Raw genomic sequence first — 17,075 nt, forward strand, 5'->3', positions numbered from 1 at the left:
TGTTCTTGATGAAATATGGAAAATAATATCTTGAACAGCCAGAAAGAAACTCATGCAACATCCCGTTTGGGATGGCTTCGGGCTGCTGTGTTGGGCGCGAATGATGGTATTCTGTCAACATCCAGCCTTATTATGGGTGTTGCCAGCGCACATGCTAGTCGGGAAAATATTTTGCTGGCTGGAATATCAAGCCTGGTGGCCGGAGCCATGTCTATGGCTGCAGGAGAGTATGTTTCTGTCAGTTCGCAGGCAGATTCAGAAAAAGCTGATCTTGCTCGTGAAAAGCAGGAGCTCGGTAGCAGTTGGGATACCGAAGTTGGCGAACTGGCTGATATATATCGCCAGCGTGGGCTGGATGATGCTCTGGCCTGCACGGTTGCACAGCAGCTCATGCAACATGACGCATTGGGGGCACATGCCCGTGATGAATTGGGTATTTCCGATGCAACATCTGCACGACCAATACAAGCGGCCTGTGCATCGGCTGGGGCATTTTCGTCTGGTGCAATACTCCCGGTGTTGGCTGCATTACTCTCATCTTCATCTATTGTATCATGGGCTGTGTCTGCAGTCTCACTCATAAGCTTGGCGTTACTTGGAGTTGTGGGAGCCCGTGCAGGTGGTGCTGCACCTTTGCGGCCTACCTTGCGTGTCATATTTTGGGGTATTGTCGCTATGGTGGGAACAACTTTTGTTGGGAAAATATTTGGTGGTTCGTAAATAAATTATCATTTGCCCGTTCAGAGATGACATGATGATAAATATATCTTGTAAAGTGGACATAAATATCTCAGTTCCTTGGATTTTATTTTAGATGATAGTGAGCGCGATTGAACCGCGAACGTCTAAAGTCATCGGTATGACTGACGTTCTTTCCCGTCCATTCCTGCCGCCTAAGAGATGGCAGGAGTTCGAAAGTCTCACCTTCGATCTCTTCAGCCGCATCAAGAAGTGATTATGCCACGTTGCTTCAAAAGCAGGCTTCATAAAGAGATGGAGCATGCTGTTAAAATGTTTTGACATCGTATCGTTGTATGTGCGAATGAAAGGAAGCACATTTCTCATTACTTCGTTTGCCAATGGCGGTGAATGATAGGGAAATGACGGCATCGGTCACGACGATACCCGGACGGCCAACGACGGTCTCCGTGCCTGAAAAAGGCGTTTCCGTTCATGTTAATGACGGAGACTGGATGCGATGACGTGGACAAAGGATTTCTTAAAGCAGGTAATCCGCGCACTTTGCTTGCGGCCTTTCTTTACTTCGATGTCTCCTTCATAGTGTGGGTTCTTCTGGGACCGCTGGGTATTTCGATCGCACATGATCTGCATCTGAATGCTGGCCAAAAAGGACTGCTGGTGGCCACGCCTGTTTTGGCTGGTGCCTTATTACGTGTGGTTGCTGGTGCGCTGGTTGATCATTTTGGGCCGCGCCGTGTGGCAATTGGTGCACAGATATTTGTTATCGCGGGGCTGTTTGTTACATGGCTTGTAGCTCCACACAGCTACGCAGCGCTGTTTGGTGTAGCGCTGGTGCTAGGCGTGGCAGGTGCATCATTTGCTGTTGCTCTTCCCCTTGCTTCTGCCTGGTATCCACCACAATATCAGGGAACTGCGCTAGGGATTGCCGGAGCTGGTAATTCTGGCACTGCGCTTGCTTCCTTGTTTGCTCCCGGCCTGGCTGCACTTTACGGCTGGGTTAATGTTCTGGGGTTGGCAACTCTGCCATTGATGGCTGTGTTGATTGTCTTTTGCTTTTTAGCCAGTGAACCACCAGAACGTCGGGTTGGTGGCGGATTGACAACGTGGCTGCCTGTTTTGCGCAATGCCGATTGTTGGGCGCTTATGTTCTTCTACGGTGTTACGTTCGGTGGCTTTGTCGGGCTGGCTTCATTTCTGACAATTTATTTTAACGATCAATATGGTCTGTCTCCCGCTATTGCGGGTACTTGCACAGCTTTGGTTGTGTTTGTTGGTTCATTCGTGCGCCCCTTGGGAGGGGCCATGGCAGACCGTATTGGCGGTGAACGCGCGCTGAGCATTTTATATACGCTTGCTGCGGGCATTTTTGCCGTGATCGGGGTCGGGCTTCCTACAATCTGGCTTGCTTTTCCGGCCTTTTTTCTTGGCATGCTTGTGCTGGGTTTGGGAAACGGCGCCGTGTTCCAGCTTGTGCCTACGCGTTTTCCAACGCGTGTAGGCATTCTTACCGGTCTGGTGGGTATGAGCGGTGGTGTTGGTGGGTTCTATCTTGCGTCATCCCTTGGCGCAGCCCGGCAGATGACGGGCTCTTATGGCCCAGGGTTTTTGTGCTTTGCTGTTATTGCGCTGGCTGCACTTGCATGTGTCAGTTTTTGCCGTCGGCGCTGGATGGCCAAAAGCAACGGAATTCCGACGGGAGCAAATGCTCCTGGTGCCCTGTAATCCTTCCCTTCCTACCAGAGCCGGAATACTGCTGTGACCCGTATTTTCTTTTCGTCCCATTCGGCCTCTTTTTCTACCGCATCGGTGGCTATGCTGGCAGGATTGTGCCTGCACCAGACAGCTTGGGCAGATAATGCTCAGCCTGCAAACAAGCAGACAACGAATGCGCAGGTTCTTGCCAAAAGCACCATCATGCCTGCGCTCAAACAGAAAGCGCCTTATTCCAATTCAACACCACATAGTCCAGATTGGGGAGTATTTAATACAGGTAAAGGTGTAGCCTCCGGTTTTGGCATCATAGGGGGGCCTGGGCAGCCCCGTTGGGCGGAAGACTGGAGTGACTTGGCAACCATGTCCCCAGCAAAAAGGCGTGCAGACTGGTTTAACCGTCTGAAATACATTCCGCTGACAGATAATGGTGATATCTGGCTATCGATCAACGGAGAAGAACGCTTACGCTATATTTTTGAAAACCAGCCCATGATGGGCACTGCCGGCAAAACCAATGCAAACCGTGTTCTACTCCGTAACCAGTATGGTGCAGATCTGCATATTGGTGAACATATTCGTGCATATGCCGAATTTCTTTGGGGCGTGGCTGGTGGTTCCAATTATTACGGCTATCAAACTGGTGTTCAGCGCGAACGGTTGGATCTTCAACAAGGCATTTTGGAAGTTAAAGGCAACCTGCTGGGCGCAAAAATGGGAGCAATAGGGGGCAGGCAAGTTTTTCTTGATGCTCCTTTGTCCATGCAGTCGTCACGAGATCTGACGAATGCCCAGCAAACATGGGATGGATTTCGTGGATATGCGGTTTGGAAATCATTCCGCATGGATCTGTTTGATTTCATGCAAACAAACAAGTTGCCTCGTAACGTTTTTGCGAATGGTACAAATTATAATGCCCGCATGTATGGCATTTATACATCCACAGCACTGCCCAACTTTACCGTTATGGGGCAAAAAAGCCAGATTTTTGCAGATGTTTTTTTCATAGGGTATCTATTTAACGGTACACCTGCGGCTATTTCCACAACAACGGGCACACAAAGTGGTTCAACCCGGCGCGATAATGTTGGTTCACGTATCTGGGGCAATGTTGGGCCATTTAATGTGAGCCTGACAGGGGTGTTTCAGGGGGGAGAGTTTCGCCCGGCAGCCAGTCAGGGGGCAACACGTGCAGTTCGTGCCTGTGCGGTTAATGGTGTATTTGGTTGGACAGCAAAAAATCTGAAATCTGCACCGTCTTTTTCATTGCAGGCAGACATGTTTTCTGGCGGGTCCTATCATAGCAAGGATGGTGCTGTTGGAACATTTGCGACCCCATATTTTCCTTTCCCTTATTATAATGATGTCACGCTTGCCCTGACATCTCAGAACCTGATTGGTGTCGGGCCGGTCATTACGGCCACGCCTGTTCCTCATCTGCTTCTCAAATTGCATGTGCCGGTCTTCTGGCGGGAAAGTACGCAGGATGCTGTTTATGGAACTGGCAAAATATACTCATGGCGCAACAATCTTTCTGGTGGGTTTATTGGGGCCACACCACAAACACAGATTGCATGGAACTTTGCGCCACATTGGACCTGGACACATGATATCGCCGGATTTGTGGCCTCGAATGGCATGAGACAAGCCGGGGCAAAAGATGGCGCTTTTTATATGCAAACCATGGAATTCAAATTCTGATGCCAAGCCTTACAATAGGAGAGACGGTCATGATCACTACAGAAAACATTGTCATTATCGGTAACGGCATGGTGGGGCATTACTGTGCTGAACAGCTTGTTACGCATGGTTTGCATAAAACACACGCTATCCATATTTTTGGTGATGAACTTCACGATGCCTATGATCGTGTGCATCTCACTGATTATATGAGTGGGCAAGATGCATTGGCATTGCGCCTGCATAAAGACGACTTTCATACACATCATGGCCTGACACTCCATCGTGGTGTGAGGGTGGAACATATTGATCGTGATGCCAAAACGGTTGAAAGCATCGAGGGCGTTCTACCTTATGGCACGCTTATTCTTGCCACCGGCTCTACGCCATTTGTGCCGCCCATACCCGGTAACACCGGTACAGCCGGGCTGGTTTATCGGACACTTGATGATCTTGACATGATCCGGGCAGCAGCCAATGGCGCTACACATGGTGTGGTTATTGGCGGCGGCCTGCTTGGGCTGGAAGCCGCAAATGCATTGGCTGGGCTAGGTTTGTCCACCGCTGTGGTGGAGTTTGCACCACGCCTTATGCCGGTGCAACTTGATGAAGATGGCGGACAGGCATTGAAACAGCGGATTGAAGCCCTTGGGATCAATGTCCTCACCGCACATGCCACGCAGGAAATTGTTGCAGGAGAAAACTACAGGCATAGGCTTGTTTTTGCCGATGGAACGTTTCTGGAAACGGATCTGGTCGTTTTTTCTGCCGGCATTCGTCCTCAGGACCGTTTGGCACGTGAATGTGGGCTGGCTATCGGGTCACGTGGCGGGGTTGTAATTGATGATACATGCCGTACTTCTGACGCAGCCATTTTTGCTATTGGGGAATGTGCCTGCTGGAATGGGCAGGTTTTTGGGCTGGTTGCCCCAGGTTATACAATGGCCCGTACGGTGGCATCCATACTGGCAGGGGAGCAGGTGGCCTTTGCCGGAGCGGATATGTCCACAAAGCTCAAGCTTCTGGGGGTTGATGTTGGCTCTATTGGAGATGCACACGGTCGTACACCGGGGTGCCGCAGTTACAGATTTATTGGAGAAATAGACGGTTCCTATCGCCGCCTTGTGTTGTCTGAAGATGGGCATCATGTGCTTGGTGCCGTGCTTGTGGGAGACAATGCCTATTATGATACCATTCTCCAATGTGTACAGAATGATATTAAACCCCCGGCAGATCCAGCGGCACTCATCCTGCCGCGGGGGGAAGGAGCTGATCTGCTAGGAGCAGATGCGCTGCCTGATACAGCCATGATCTGTTCGTGCCATAATGTGACGAAAGGAGCGATCTGCGCATCCATTGAGAACGGCTGTACGGACTTGGCAGGGCTGAAACAATCCACCAAAGCCAGTACGGGCTGCGGCGGATGTTCAGCTTTGCTTAAAAATGTATTTGAAACGGAGCTGGAAGCACGCGGCATTACCGTTGATCATAGCCTATGCGAACATTTTTCCTATACACGCCAAGATCTTTACGCGCTTGTCCGTGTGCATGGGATTCAGACGTTTGAGGATCTTATGGCGCAATATGGCAATGGCGGTTTGGGTTGCGATATCTGCAAACCTGCGGTTGGTTCAATCCTTGCTTCGGCCTGGAATAAACCTATTACAGACCCTCTCTATATTCCGCTGCAGGACACGAATGATACATTCATGGCCAATATGCAAAAAAACGGAACATATTCGGTGGTACCCCGTATTGCAGGTGGAGAAATAACACCGGAAAAGCTGATTGTTCTGGGGCAGGTGGCCAAAAAATACGGCCTTTATACCAAGATTACCGGTGGCCAGCGTATAGATCTGTTTGGTGCGCAACTGGACAAACTCCCCGATATCTGGAGCGAATTGATGGATGCCGGGTTTGAGACCGGGCAAGCCTATGGCAAATCCACCCGAACGGTGAAGTCCTGCGTGGGCAGCACGTGGTGCCGTTATGGTGTGCAGGATAGCGTGGGTAAGGCGCTGGACCTGGAAAATCGCTACAAAGGCTTGCGTGCGCCGCATAAACTGAAATTTGCCGTTTCTGGATGCACCCGTGAATGTGCTGAAGCTCAAAGCAAGGATGTCGGTGTTATTGCCACAGAAAATGGCTGGAACCTTTATGTTTGCGGTAATGGCGGTATGCGCCCCCGCCATGCGGAACTTTTCGCAACAGATCTGGATTCTGAAACACTTGTGAAATATATTGATCGTTTCCTGATGTTTTATATCCGTACGGCAGATAAGCTCCAGCGTACCTCTGTATGGCGGGAAAACCTGGAAGGCGGGCTGGATTATCTTCGTGAAGTTATTATCGCTGACAGTTTGGGTATTTGTACGGAACTAGAGAAACAGATGCAGATGGTAGTTGATAACTACCACTGTGAATGGCGCGATGCGCTGACAGATCGCGAAAAACTCAAGAGGTTCCGTACCTTCGTTAATGATCGGCGGCCGGATCCGAATATTCGTACCGTTGCCGAGCGTGATCAGGTTCGTCCGGCAGACAATTTGCCAGAAACCACATCATCAGCAGGCCCAACGGAATGGACAGAATTGTGCCAAAGTCATGATCTGGTCGTAAAATCTGGTGTTGTGGCATGGTATGATGGAAATCAGATAGCTCTGTTTTACTTGCCAGAAACAGAAGTTACACCTGCGCAGGTGTATGCAATTGACAACCATGATCCATTTTCGAACGCCAATGTTATTGGCCGCGGCATTATGGGGGATCTGAAAGGGCAACTGGTTGTGGCATCTCCCCTTTATAAGCAGCACTTCCGTTTGGAGGATGGGCAGTGCCTGGAAGACCCGGCTATCCGTTTACGGACATGGGATGCCCGTTTGGAAAATGGGAAAGTGATGATCCGGGCAAAAATAAACGAATATACGCCGGAAACTCTCTTGGCCTGACCTAATTATGGCGCGGGAAGAAGTCCGTACGGTTTGCCCTTATTGTGGGGTAGGATGCGGGATTATACTGGAAGTGGAGAATGACCGTATTGCAAAGGTGCGGGGAGATACAGCACATCCTGCAAATGGCGGCCGTCTTTGCACCAAAGGAAGTTCCTGTGACAAACCTCTTCTTTCCGATCAGCGCCTGCATCAGGCGCTGATCCGCCCTCAACGTGGAGAAAAAGCAGTTCCTGTAGCAATGCAACAGGCTATTAAGGACACTGCGGCAAGATTGCGGACAATCCTGAATACACACGGGCCTGATGCAATTGCTTTTTACGTGTCCGGGCAGATGTCGCTAGAGGCACAGTATCTTATTAACAAACTGGCCAAGGGATTTGTTCGTAGCCAGCATATTGAATCTAATTCCCGCCTCTGCATGGCCGCAGCCGGAACAGGATACAAACTTTCCCTTGGGGCGGATGCCCCCCCTGGCAGTTATGAAGATTTCGATTGCACAGATCTGTTTTTTGTTATCGGTGCCAATATGGCCGATTGCCATCCTATCCTGTTTTTGCGTTTGATGGATCGCAAGCGGGCCGGGGCTAGGGCCTGTTAGATCTTGAATTTCTTCCCATATTGTAGGGATGGAAGAAGGAGACAGAACAGGCACCTTTACGGACGAGACATGGGCGATCTGGGAACCTCTGATTGAGGAGGTTCGCCCGAGGGGCAAGACGCCGCCACATGATCTGCGGCGGACGATAGCAGCGATTTTCTGGCGTCATGAGAATGGCGCGAAATGGCGGAGTATCCCCGCTGAACTGGGTCCGTGGTGGCGGGCTGCGCAGCTTTTCATCCGCTGGGCGAAGCTCGGCGTATGGGAGCGGCTGCTCGCACTGGTTCAGGAACAACAGGGAGTGGCATTCGGAATGACTTTTCTGGATGGCACAAACATCAGGGCTCACCACAAAGCGGCGGGAGCCCAAAAAAAGGGGCCTCTTTCGAAGAGCGAGACCATCGTGAAGCACTTGGCCGCTCTCGCGGTGGCTATGGCACAAAAGTCTGCGTGATCGCTGATGGACATGGAAAAGCCTTCGGTTTTGCGCTGGCCCCTGGACAGGCTCATGAACTGCCTCTGGCACCAGCCATGCTCGACAGCCTTCCCGCCACTCCCCTGTGGGTAGTAGCGGACAAGGGCTACGCGTCGAACGCCATGCGTGAACGGATATGGGACATGGGAGCACGGCCAGCCATTCCTGCGAAACGACGCGATGGCCCGGTCGCCTGCCCCAAATGGGCCTATCGGTGTCGGCATCTCGTTGAGAACCTCTGGGCTCGCCTCAAGGAGTGGCGCGCTGTCGCAACCAGATATGAAAAAACAGCAACGTCGTTCCTCGCGGTCATCCACATCGCTGCCGCAGCAGACTGGATCAAGCTCTAACAGGCCCTAGAGCGGAACTGATATCACCTTACCTCTTTATAAACTTCTTATAAATAAAGAACCCCACGGCATTCCCGACGTTAGATATTTTTTGGATCAGAAAAACAAAAGCACAACCTCCAAAAGTCAATGTTTCGGTTTGGGAATGATGGTGGCACCGTAAGGTCATACCTGACGCCTGCTGTCTGGTTAGATTATGTCTCTTCAGAAAGGGGTTCTTCCATGACCTTTTCAATCGTGGCGCGCTGCCCACAAAGTGGACAATTCGCGGTGGCTGTATCTTCATCCTCTCCTTCTGTTGCTGCGCGTTGTGGGTTTGCACGAGCAGGAGTGGGAGCTGTTACAACGCAAAATGTAACGGATCCTCGCCTTGGGCCATGGGCACTGGATCTACTAGAGGCAGGAGCGTCGGCTACAGAAGCGCGCGATATCATTGTACGCAACTGCACTTTTCCTCATTACCGACAAATGAGCTTAATTGACCGTGAAGGTCGCACAGCGGTGTATACCGGAAGCAAAGCGCTGGGGCTGAGCACTGATCTGTGTGGTGTGAACATTGCATCTACCGGAAATCTTCTCGCCTCCAAATGCGTAGTGGAAGCCATTGTTCGCAGCTTTGAACAATCGGAAAAAAGCAAAGAACTGGGAGCCCGCGTTATTGTGGCCATGAAGGCCGGACTTGCCGCAGGAGGAGAGGCTGGCCCCGTTCGTTCTGCCGGGTTGCAGGTGGTGGCCCAAGAAGCTTGGCCCTTAGCCGATCTGCGTGTGGACTGGGACGAAGCTCCGATAACAAAGCTGGAAGAATTGTGGACTATTTGGCAGCCCCAAATGCATGACTATGTCACACGCTGCCTTAACCCAGAAGTTGCGCCATCTTATGGCGTTCCTGGTGATGAGTAAAAAATAAGATTCTTGATTTCTTTAAAAATTATCTATTTTTTTGGAAGAAGACACCAATATGACCATCGAGAAAACAGAAGTTCTTGTAGTTGGGGCTGGTCAGGCTGGCATTGCCATGAGCGAACATTTGCGCGGCTATGGCATTGAACATGTAGTGCTTGAACGTAACCGCGTGGCAGAACGGTGGCGCAGTTGCCGGTGGGACTCTCTCGTGGCCAATGGTCCAGCATGGCATGATCGCTTTCCGCATTTGGAATTTCAGCATGATGGCCCGGATGATTTTGTTCCTAAAGAGCGTGTTGCTGATTATCTTGCTGCATATGCCCAAAAAATCGATGCTCCCATTCGTTGTGGGGTAGAGGTAAAAGAAGTGCGGCGTAACGCTGGGCGTCTTGGCTTTACTGTGCAAACATCGGAAGGTGTTATTGAAGCCAAGGCTGTTGTTGCTGCTACAGGGCCTTTCCAAATACCTGTTATTCCTCCTATAGTTCCAGAAGCTTCCGGTATTGCCCAAATTCATTCAGCATCTTACCGCAATCCAGAACAACTGCCTGAAGGTGCTGTTTTGGTTGTAGGGGCAGGATCTTCTGGCGCACAAATAGCTGAGGAGCTGATGCGGAGTGGACGGAAGGTTTATTTGTCTGTCGGCCCGCATGATCGTCCCCCTCGGCATTATCGTGGGCGTGATTTCGTATGGTGGCTAGGTGTTCTCAATAAATGGGATGCAGAAGCAACGCCGGGGGTAGAGCACACAACAATTGCCGTAAGTGGCGCAAATGGTGGGCATACGCTTGATTTCCGGCGTCTTGCATCTGAGGGCATGACACTTCTTGGGCGTACCGAGACATTTCATGATGGCGTGTTAACGTTTGCCCCAGATCTGGCCGAAAATATTGCCAAAGGGGATGCAAACTACCTTTCCTTGCTAGGGGAGGCAGATACATACGTTACGCGTAATGGTCTTGATCTGCCAGAAGAACCTACAGCTCGTGATATGCTGCCAGATCCAGAATGCATGAAGCATCCTGTTTTGGAGCTGGATCTGCAAAACGCTGGTATTAACACCATTATATGGGCAACTGGTTTTGGAGTAGATTATAGCTGGTTAAAGGTGGAAGCGTTGGATGAGCAGGGGCGTCCACACCACCAGCGTGGCGTTTCTGCTGAACCTGGGATCTATTTTCTTGGTCTGCCGTGGCAGACACGCCGTGGCTCGTCCTTCATATGGGGGGTGTGGCATGATGCAAAATATGTAGCAGATCACATTGCCAAACAGCGTGGTTATATGGCCTACAAGCCATCGCGCGAGGAGGGATAATGAAAAGCCTATCCTATTATACACAGCGCGCCGATGCTCTGAAATTTCGTAATAATTGCTGGATTGATGGGAAATTTGTACCCGCCAGATCTGGAAAGTGGTTTGAAGATGTAAATCCAGCAACGTCATCTATTCTGACACAGGTAGCACGAGGAGGCGCAGAGGATATTGATAGGGCTGTAAAATCAGCCCGTCGGGCGTTTGAAGATGGGCGGTGGTCTCGTCTTACTCCTGGCGCTCGTAAGGAAACACTCCTACGTCTTGCTGTGCTGATACGTGAACATCTTGATGAATTTGCGCTTCTTGATACGCTGGATATGGGGAAGCCAATTTCCGAGACCACGAATGTGGATGTGCCTGGGGCGGCGCAATGCCTACAATGGCATGCAGAGGCTATAGACAAGCTATACGATGAGGTGGCTCCAACGGGGGGGCGTGATGTTGCGATGATCCGGCGCATACCTCTGGGGGTAGTTGGGGCTGTGGTGCCTTGGAATTTTCCGCTGGACATTGCTATCTGGAAATTAGCTCCAGCCCTTGTAACGGGTAATTCCGTAGTTCTTAAACCAGCAGAACAATCTCCACTTTCTGCTTTGCGTCTGGCGGAGCTTGCAGCCGAAGCCGGTCTACCCGATGGCGTTCTGAATGTGGTGCCAGGTCTGGGGGAAGAAGCAGGGCAGGCGCTAGGCTTGCATGATGATGTAGATTGTCTGGTTTTTACGGGCTCCACCACAGTGGGTAAGTTGTTCATGCGCTATGCAGGCGAGAGCAACATGAAGCAGGTGTGGCTAGAAACAGGCGGGAAAAGCCCCAACATTATTTTCCCGGATGCAAATCTTGATGTTGCGGCAGATCAAGCTGCCTTTGGAATTTTTTTCAATCAGGGGGAAGTCTGTTCTGCAAACTCACGCCTGTTGGTGCATGAGTCTATTGTAGATGAAATGATTGAGCGTATGCGGCTGCGGGCTGAAGCAATTATCCCGGGAAATCCGCTAGACCCAGATACAAAAATGGGCGCTATGGTGGATAATCGCCATGCAGCACGTGTTGCAGAGTTTTTAAACTCTGGTCGGGAAAGTAGCCGTCTTGTTGCGGGGGGAAATCGTATTACGGTTGGTGCGTCAGACGCCTTTATTCAGCCAACAGTTTTTGCAGATGTGCCTCGGAATACTTTGATCGCACGTGAAGAAATTTTTGGGCCGGTCCTGGCTATTCAAACATTTCGCGATGAAGAAGATGCTCTTCAGCTAGCGCATGATACGCCTTACGGTTTGGCTGCTTCTGTCTGGACACGAGATATTGGACGGGCGCTTGATCTTTCGGAACGACTGCAGGTTGGCACGGTTTCTGTGAATACCGTAGATGCTCTTTCTCCCATGACACCTTTTGGTGGTGTTAAGCAATCAGGTTTTGGGCGGGATTTATCACTGCATAGCTTTGATAAATACACCGCGCTGAAAACAGTTTGGATTCAGTACTAACATCAGGAATTCAGAAGTAGAGGGTCAGAAATAATTTCTTTTTCTGATACCTCAAAACATTCCACAATCGCAATGTGATCGTTTGATACGTGCTGGGTCGCCGTATCGAAACAGTTCATACAGGAGACACATAGATTATGGCTCATACTCGTCTTCGTCCCTTCAATACGAAGGACACTTATCCCGAGCAGGAACTTGATAACGATCTTTGTCAGGCCGTTATTACGCAAAATACAATCTATCTGCGCGGGCAGGTGCCTCAGGATCTTGATACACGTGAAAATGTAGGGGTTGGAGACCCGGTGGCTCAAGCCGAAAAGGTAATAGATAATATTGAACTTTTGCTATCTGAAGCAGGCGCAAAGCTAACAGATATCTGCAAAGTTACAGTATACCTCACAGATATTCGCTACCGTGAAGCCACTTATCGTGTATTGGGGCGCCGCCTGAAGGGCGTATTCCCTGTATTTACAGGGTTGGTTGTTGTGGCTCTTGCCCGCCCAGAATGGCTGATTGAGGTAGATGTTATCGCTGAGCGTGAATGATTGCGAACACCCCGCTGCGCTTTGGCGGGGGTTTTTTATGTCTTGATAATGTTACGATTCCAATATGATATCCTGCATACAAACAGTAATTGCTGTTGAATGCCAGAGGAAGGAACCGTCCGATGACTGACACCACGACGGCACGAGGGCCAGAAGCTCATACCATTTATCAAATCCCACTTTATCAGCGGCATGGTCGTCCGCGTGATTTGTTTACGGTGTGGTTTGGCTCAAACATCATGATGCTGACCATTATCACAGGCGCGCTTGCAACAACTGTGTTTGGTCTGCCTTTCTGGCCCGCCATGCTTTCGGCTGTCTTGGGTAACATGATTGGTGGTCTGTTCATGGCGCTGCACGCAGCACAGGGGCCACAACTTGGTGTGCCGCAAATGGTGCAAACACGCGGGCAGTTTGGTTCAGTAGGGGCCATGGCTGTTATCTGCCTGGTGGTGATAATGTATGTTGGCTTCTTTGCTTCCAATCTCGTTTTGGGCGGAGAATCTCTGCACACTGTTGCAACATTTTTGCCTGAAAAAACATGCGTTATATTGCTCGGCCTCGTCAGCTTGATTGCTACTATTTATGGGCATGATCTAATCCATGCCTATACGCGGTTTATGACGGTTGTATCCGGCATTGCATTGGTTTTGTGTTTCGTATGGATACTGTGCATTAACGGTGTTTCATCTGCCACGCTGGCCCACGGCACATTTACCCTCTCTGGCTTTCTTGGCGGTTTGTCTACTGCTGCTTTGTGGCAAATTGCTTACGCGCCTTATGTTTCAGACTATTCGCGTTACCTGCCTCCGGGCACCGGTAACCGTCAGGCATTTATGGCAAGCTATTGGGGATGTGTGCTGGGCTCGCTATTCCCCATGATTCTCGGTGCACTTCTGGGTGTCATTGCGGGTGGGGGCGATGTGGTCGCTACACTTACAAAAGAAGTTGGTCCACTTGCACTTTTTATTATTCCCGTTCTGTCATTGGGTATTGCTTCTACAAACGCCATGAATCTTTATTGTGGTGCGTTGTCGGCCATTACAGTTATTCAGACCATCTTTCCTTCATGGAAAGCCACGCATGTCGGGCGCGCAGGTACGGCTGTTGTTCTGTCTGGCCTTTCTCTTCTTATCGCTCTCGGCACAGAAGCAAACTTTATGGAGGAATACACAAACTTTATTCTTCTACTGCTTTACGTCATGGTACCATGGACTGCGATCAACCTTGCTGATTTCTATCTGATCCGACATGGCGAATATGATGTTGCCTCTTTTTTTCGGGCTGATGGAGGCATTTATGGCCGTTACTGCTGGCCCGCGTTGAGTGCCTATGTGTTTGGTATCCTTATCCAGATCCCGTTTGTTTCAAACGGTCTTTATACCGGTCCGATAGCTACCATGCTTGGTGGCGCAGACATTTCGTGGATTGTAGGGTTGATCTTTGTGACTGTGTTTTACGTCTGGCTGATGCGGCATGAGCGGCATACGCAGCCTGTTGCAGGAAGTGCAGAATAATGAGTGGCCAGAACGATTTTCCGACAGAATTTGATTTCATTATCGTAGGCGCTGGTGCTGCTGGCTGTGTGCTTGCCAATCGTTTGAGTGCGCGAAGCAATTTGCGTGTAGCGCTTCTGGAAGCAGGGCAAGCAGACAATACACCGCGTATTCATGTTCCAGCCGGCACAATCTCACTTTATAAAAGCCGTAAATATACCTATCAGTATTATTCCACACCGCAGAAATATTTGGATAATAGACGCATCCATGTGCCACGGGGCCGCATGTTAGGTGGATCTTCCTCCATGAACAGCATGATCTACATTCGTGGTGCGCGTTCGGATTACGATGGTTGGGAGGCCATGGGCTGCACTGGTTGGGGGTATGACGCAGTACTAAAATACTTCATGCGGGAAGAAGATAATCATCTGCACCAAGACCCGCATTTTCATGGCACGGGTGGTGAATTGGTTGTAGATCAGCCGCGTGATCCATTGGGTGTTTCGCGCCTGTTTATTAAAGCTGCCGAAGAGGTAGGGCTGAAAGAGAATACTGATTTTAATGGCGCAAAACTTGATGGCATAGGTATTTATGATGTGACGCAAAAGGGCGGAAAACGCTTAAGTGCTTATCGTGCTTTTGTTGCGCCTGTGCGTTCCCGCCCAAATTTGCATGTTGTTACTGGTTGCAAGGTTGTTTCCCTTGTAACTGATGGCAAGGAAGTGCAGGGCGTCACCATAGAGCGGAATGGGCAGTTTCATGTTCTGCGCGCTCGGCGAGAAACTATTCTTTCCGCAGGGGCTATCGGATCACCACATCTGCTTATGTCATCAGGCATTGGTAACGCCCGCGAACTTTTGGCTGCAGGCGTGCCAGTTGTGGCTGATCTGCCAGAAGTGGGGCGCAATCTGCAAGATCATGTTGATGGGTTGGTTACCATCCGCTCTGATTCAGCTTCAACGCTTGGCTTTTCAACAGCTTCACTCTCCTCTGTTGTGCCATCACCTTTGCAATTTCTGCTTAAACGTAAGGGCTGGCTGACAACAAACTATGTAGAAGCTGGAGGTTTTGCATCCACACGTTACGCCAAGGATGTGCCAGATATTCAGTTTCATTTTGTGCCGGGTTACCGTAGCCATCGTGGACGGTTGTTTGAATGGGGCCACGGATTTGCCCTCCATACATGTGTGCTACGACCTTATAGCCGCGGGAGCATTCGCTTGGCACGTGATGGAAGCAGGAACCTGGACATTGATTTCAATTTCCTTTCTGATGAAAGAGATACGCATGTGCTGCTGGAAGGCGTAAAACTGGCGCGTTCCATTCTTCGTGCATCTCCTTTTGATGCGATACGAGGCAAGGAAATGGCGCCCACAGCCAATATTCAGACAGATGATCAATTAATAGAGTATTTGCGCGCATCGGCAAGCACAGTGTTTCATCCCTCAGGTACCTGCCGCATGGGAGCAGATGATACGAGTGTTGTAACGCCTGATTTGAAGGTGCGTGGACTAAAAGGCCTACGCGTAGCGGATACATCCATCATGCCAACGTTGGTAAGTGGCAATACCAACGCACCAACGATGATGATTGGAGATAAGGCATCCGATATGATTTTGGCGGATGCCGTATGACCTCAATGTATGATCTATCTGTGCAAGACATTCTTTCACAGTTGGTAGCTTTTCCCACTATCTGTCGCACAGAAAATCAGAACCTTATTGATTGGGTTGAAGAATTTCTGCGTGCATGTGGGGCGCGTTGCCTGCGTGTGCCAGGCGAGCAGGCTGGTCGTTTTAATCTGCTGGCCAGTATTGGGCCGGACACTCCAGATGGCATTGTGCTTTCAGCTCATAGTGATGTTGTGTCCGTAGAAGGGCAGCCATGGAAAACTGCCCCTTTTACCCTGACTGCATATGATGGAAACCTATATGGACGCGGAACAAGTGACATGAAGGGTTTTCTCGCTTGTATGTTGGTGGCCGCGCGGTATGCTGCCCAAAAAACAACCCTGCGAGCGCCGTTGCATTTGGCTATTTCGTATGATGAGGAGATAGGTTGTGTAGGAGTGCACTCACTTTTACGCTCTCTAGCTGTTCATAAATTTCAGGCGCGTGGATGTGTTATTGGGGAACCCACCAATTTACATGTGGTATCTGGCCACAAAGGCAAACTGGCCGCACGCATTGTCTGCCACGGTCTGGCTGCGCATTCGGCCAATCCCGCACGTGGTTCTAACGCCATTCTGCTTGCATCAGATATGGTACAGGCCATTAAGTTCCTGCAAGATGAATTGCAAAACAATGGCGCGCAAGATGAGAATTTTGAAGTACCATATAATACCTTACAGGTTGGGCTCATCCAAGGCGGTGTTGCGCTGAATATTGTGCCAGATTTGTGTGAAGTGCACTTCGAGATGCGTTTATTGCCCGGAGTAGATCCTGCGCTCTATATTGAACGACTAAAGCAGGAAGGAGCTCGTCTCTGCACAACGTACCCCTCTGCACGTATAGAGATTGAAACACTTAATACATATCCAGGATTAAACACACGGGATGGTACGCCATTTTTGCAGGAGATAATGGCTATTACAGGAGATAATGCGCCTTCATATATTGGATTTGGCACGGAAGGTGGGTTATTCAAAGAATATCTTGATATACCGGTAGTGGTTTGTGGACCAGGATCTATTGATCGTGCGCATAAGGCAGATGAGTTTATTCGTTTGGATGAATTATCTGCGGGCGTTCAGTTTGTAGAAAAAATAGTAGAGAAACTTCTATAAAATAAAACCGACATGGAAAGATTTTTACATTAGCAGGTTTAAACAGCATGATGAGAAAATAGGTGGCTATTCAAGTACTAC

The 17,075-nt window shown here is 49.9% G+C and carries 12 protein-coding genes and 1 pseudogene; all 13 read left to right on the forward strand.

The window, feature by feature from the left end; translation table 11 throughout:
- Positions 1 to 15 precede the first annotated feature (15 nt).
- Positions 16 to 720 (forward strand): VIT1/CCC1 transporter family protein, encoded by a 705-nt coding sequence (locus tag WG31_RS13880; RefSeq protein ID WP_006115457.1) that lies wholly within the window; start codon positions 16 to 18, stop codon positions 718 to 720.
- A gap of 483 nt (positions 721 to 1,203) precedes the next feature.
- The gene (locus tag WG31_RS13885; RefSeq protein WP_039891527.1) at positions 1,204 to 2,424 is read left to right on the forward strand and encodes a nitrate/nitrite transporter; all 1,221 of its coding nucleotides are present in this window, start codon (positions 1,204 to 1,206) and stop codon (positions 2,422 to 2,424) included.
- 33 nt (positions 2,425 to 2,457) lie between these two features.
- Positions 2,458 to 4,113 carry an alginate export family protein gene (locus WG31_RS13890; RefSeq protein WP_201762638.1) on the forward strand — a complete coding sequence of 552 codons (1,656 nt, stop codon included), beginning with the start codon at positions 2,458 to 2,460 and terminating at the stop codon, positions 4,111 to 4,113.
- Positions 4,114 to 4,142: 29 nt separating this feature from the next.
- Positions 4,143 to 7,040, forward strand: a complete 2,898-nt coding sequence (nirB, locus tag WG31_RS13895; protein ID WP_063355023.1) for a nitrite reductase large subunit NirB — start codon at positions 4,143 to 4,145, stop codon at positions 7,038 to 7,040.
- Between the two features lie 7 nt (positions 7,041 to 7,047).
- A pseudogene (locus tag WG31_RS13900) lies at positions 7,048 to 7,632 on the forward strand (molybdopterin-dependent oxidoreductase); the annotation flags it as partial.
- Between the two features lie 37 nt (positions 7,633 to 7,669).
- Positions 7,670 to 8,466, forward strand: a protein-coding gene (locus tag WG31_RS13905; RefSeq protein ID WP_197051022.1) for an IS5 family transposase whose coding sequence is annotated in 2 segments (ribosomal slippage) — positions 7,670 to 8,009 and positions 8,009 to 8,466 — 798 coding nt in all. Because the reading frame shifts where the segments join, the coding sequence is not laid out codon by codon here.
- Between the two features lie 129 nt (positions 8,467 to 8,595).
- Complete coding sequence (locus WG31_RS13910) at positions 8,596 to 9,366, forward strand: DUF1028 domain-containing protein (RefSeq protein WP_006115463.1); 771 nt, start codon at positions 8,596 to 8,598, stop codon at positions 9,364 to 9,366.
- Positions 9,367 to 9,424: 58 nt separating this feature from the next.
- The gene (locus tag WG31_RS13915; RefSeq protein ID WP_012813251.1) at positions 9,425 to 10,684 is read left to right on the forward strand and encodes a flavin-containing monooxygenase; all 1,260 of its coding nucleotides are present in this window, start codon (positions 9,425 to 9,427) and stop codon (positions 10,682 to 10,684) included.
- Positions 10,684 to 12,165, forward strand: a complete 1,482-nt coding sequence (locus WG31_RS13920) for an aldehyde dehydrogenase (RefSeq protein ID WP_006115465.1) — start codon at positions 10,684 to 10,686, stop codon at positions 12,163 to 12,165. Before WG31_RS13915 ends, WG31_RS13920 begins: the two co-directional genes overlap by 1 nt.
- A 137-nt stretch (positions 12,166 to 12,302) precedes the next feature.
- Positions 12,303 to 12,710 (forward strand): RidA family protein, encoded by a 408-nt coding sequence (locus WG31_RS13925; protein ID WP_003630593.1) that lies wholly within the window; start codon positions 12,303 to 12,305, stop codon positions 12,708 to 12,710.
- 122 nt (positions 12,711 to 12,832) lie between these two features.
- Positions 12,833 to 14,227, forward strand: a complete 1,395-nt coding sequence (locus WG31_RS13930) for a purine-cytosine permease family protein (RefSeq protein WP_063355024.1) — start codon at positions 12,833 to 12,835, stop codon at positions 14,225 to 14,227.
- Positions 14,227 to 15,843, forward strand: a complete 1,617-nt coding sequence (locus WG31_RS13935; protein ID WP_006117385.1) for a GMC family oxidoreductase — start codon at positions 14,227 to 14,229, stop codon at positions 15,841 to 15,843. Before WG31_RS13930 ends, WG31_RS13935 begins: the two co-directional genes overlap by 1 nt.
- Entirely contained in the window at positions 15,840 to 16,994 is a 1,155-nt protein-coding gene (gene argE, locus WG31_RS13940) for an acetylornithine deacetylase (RefSeq protein WP_006117386.1), read from the forward strand. Before WG31_RS13935 ends, argE begins: the two co-directional genes overlap by 4 nt.
- The last annotated feature ends 81 nt before the right edge of the window (positions 16,995 to 17,075 follow it).

This window comes from Acetobacter oryzifermentans (assembly GCF_001628715.1).
Lineage (GTDB): Bacteria > Pseudomonadota > Alphaproteobacteria > Acetobacterales > Acetobacteraceae > Acetobacter > Acetobacter oryzifermentans.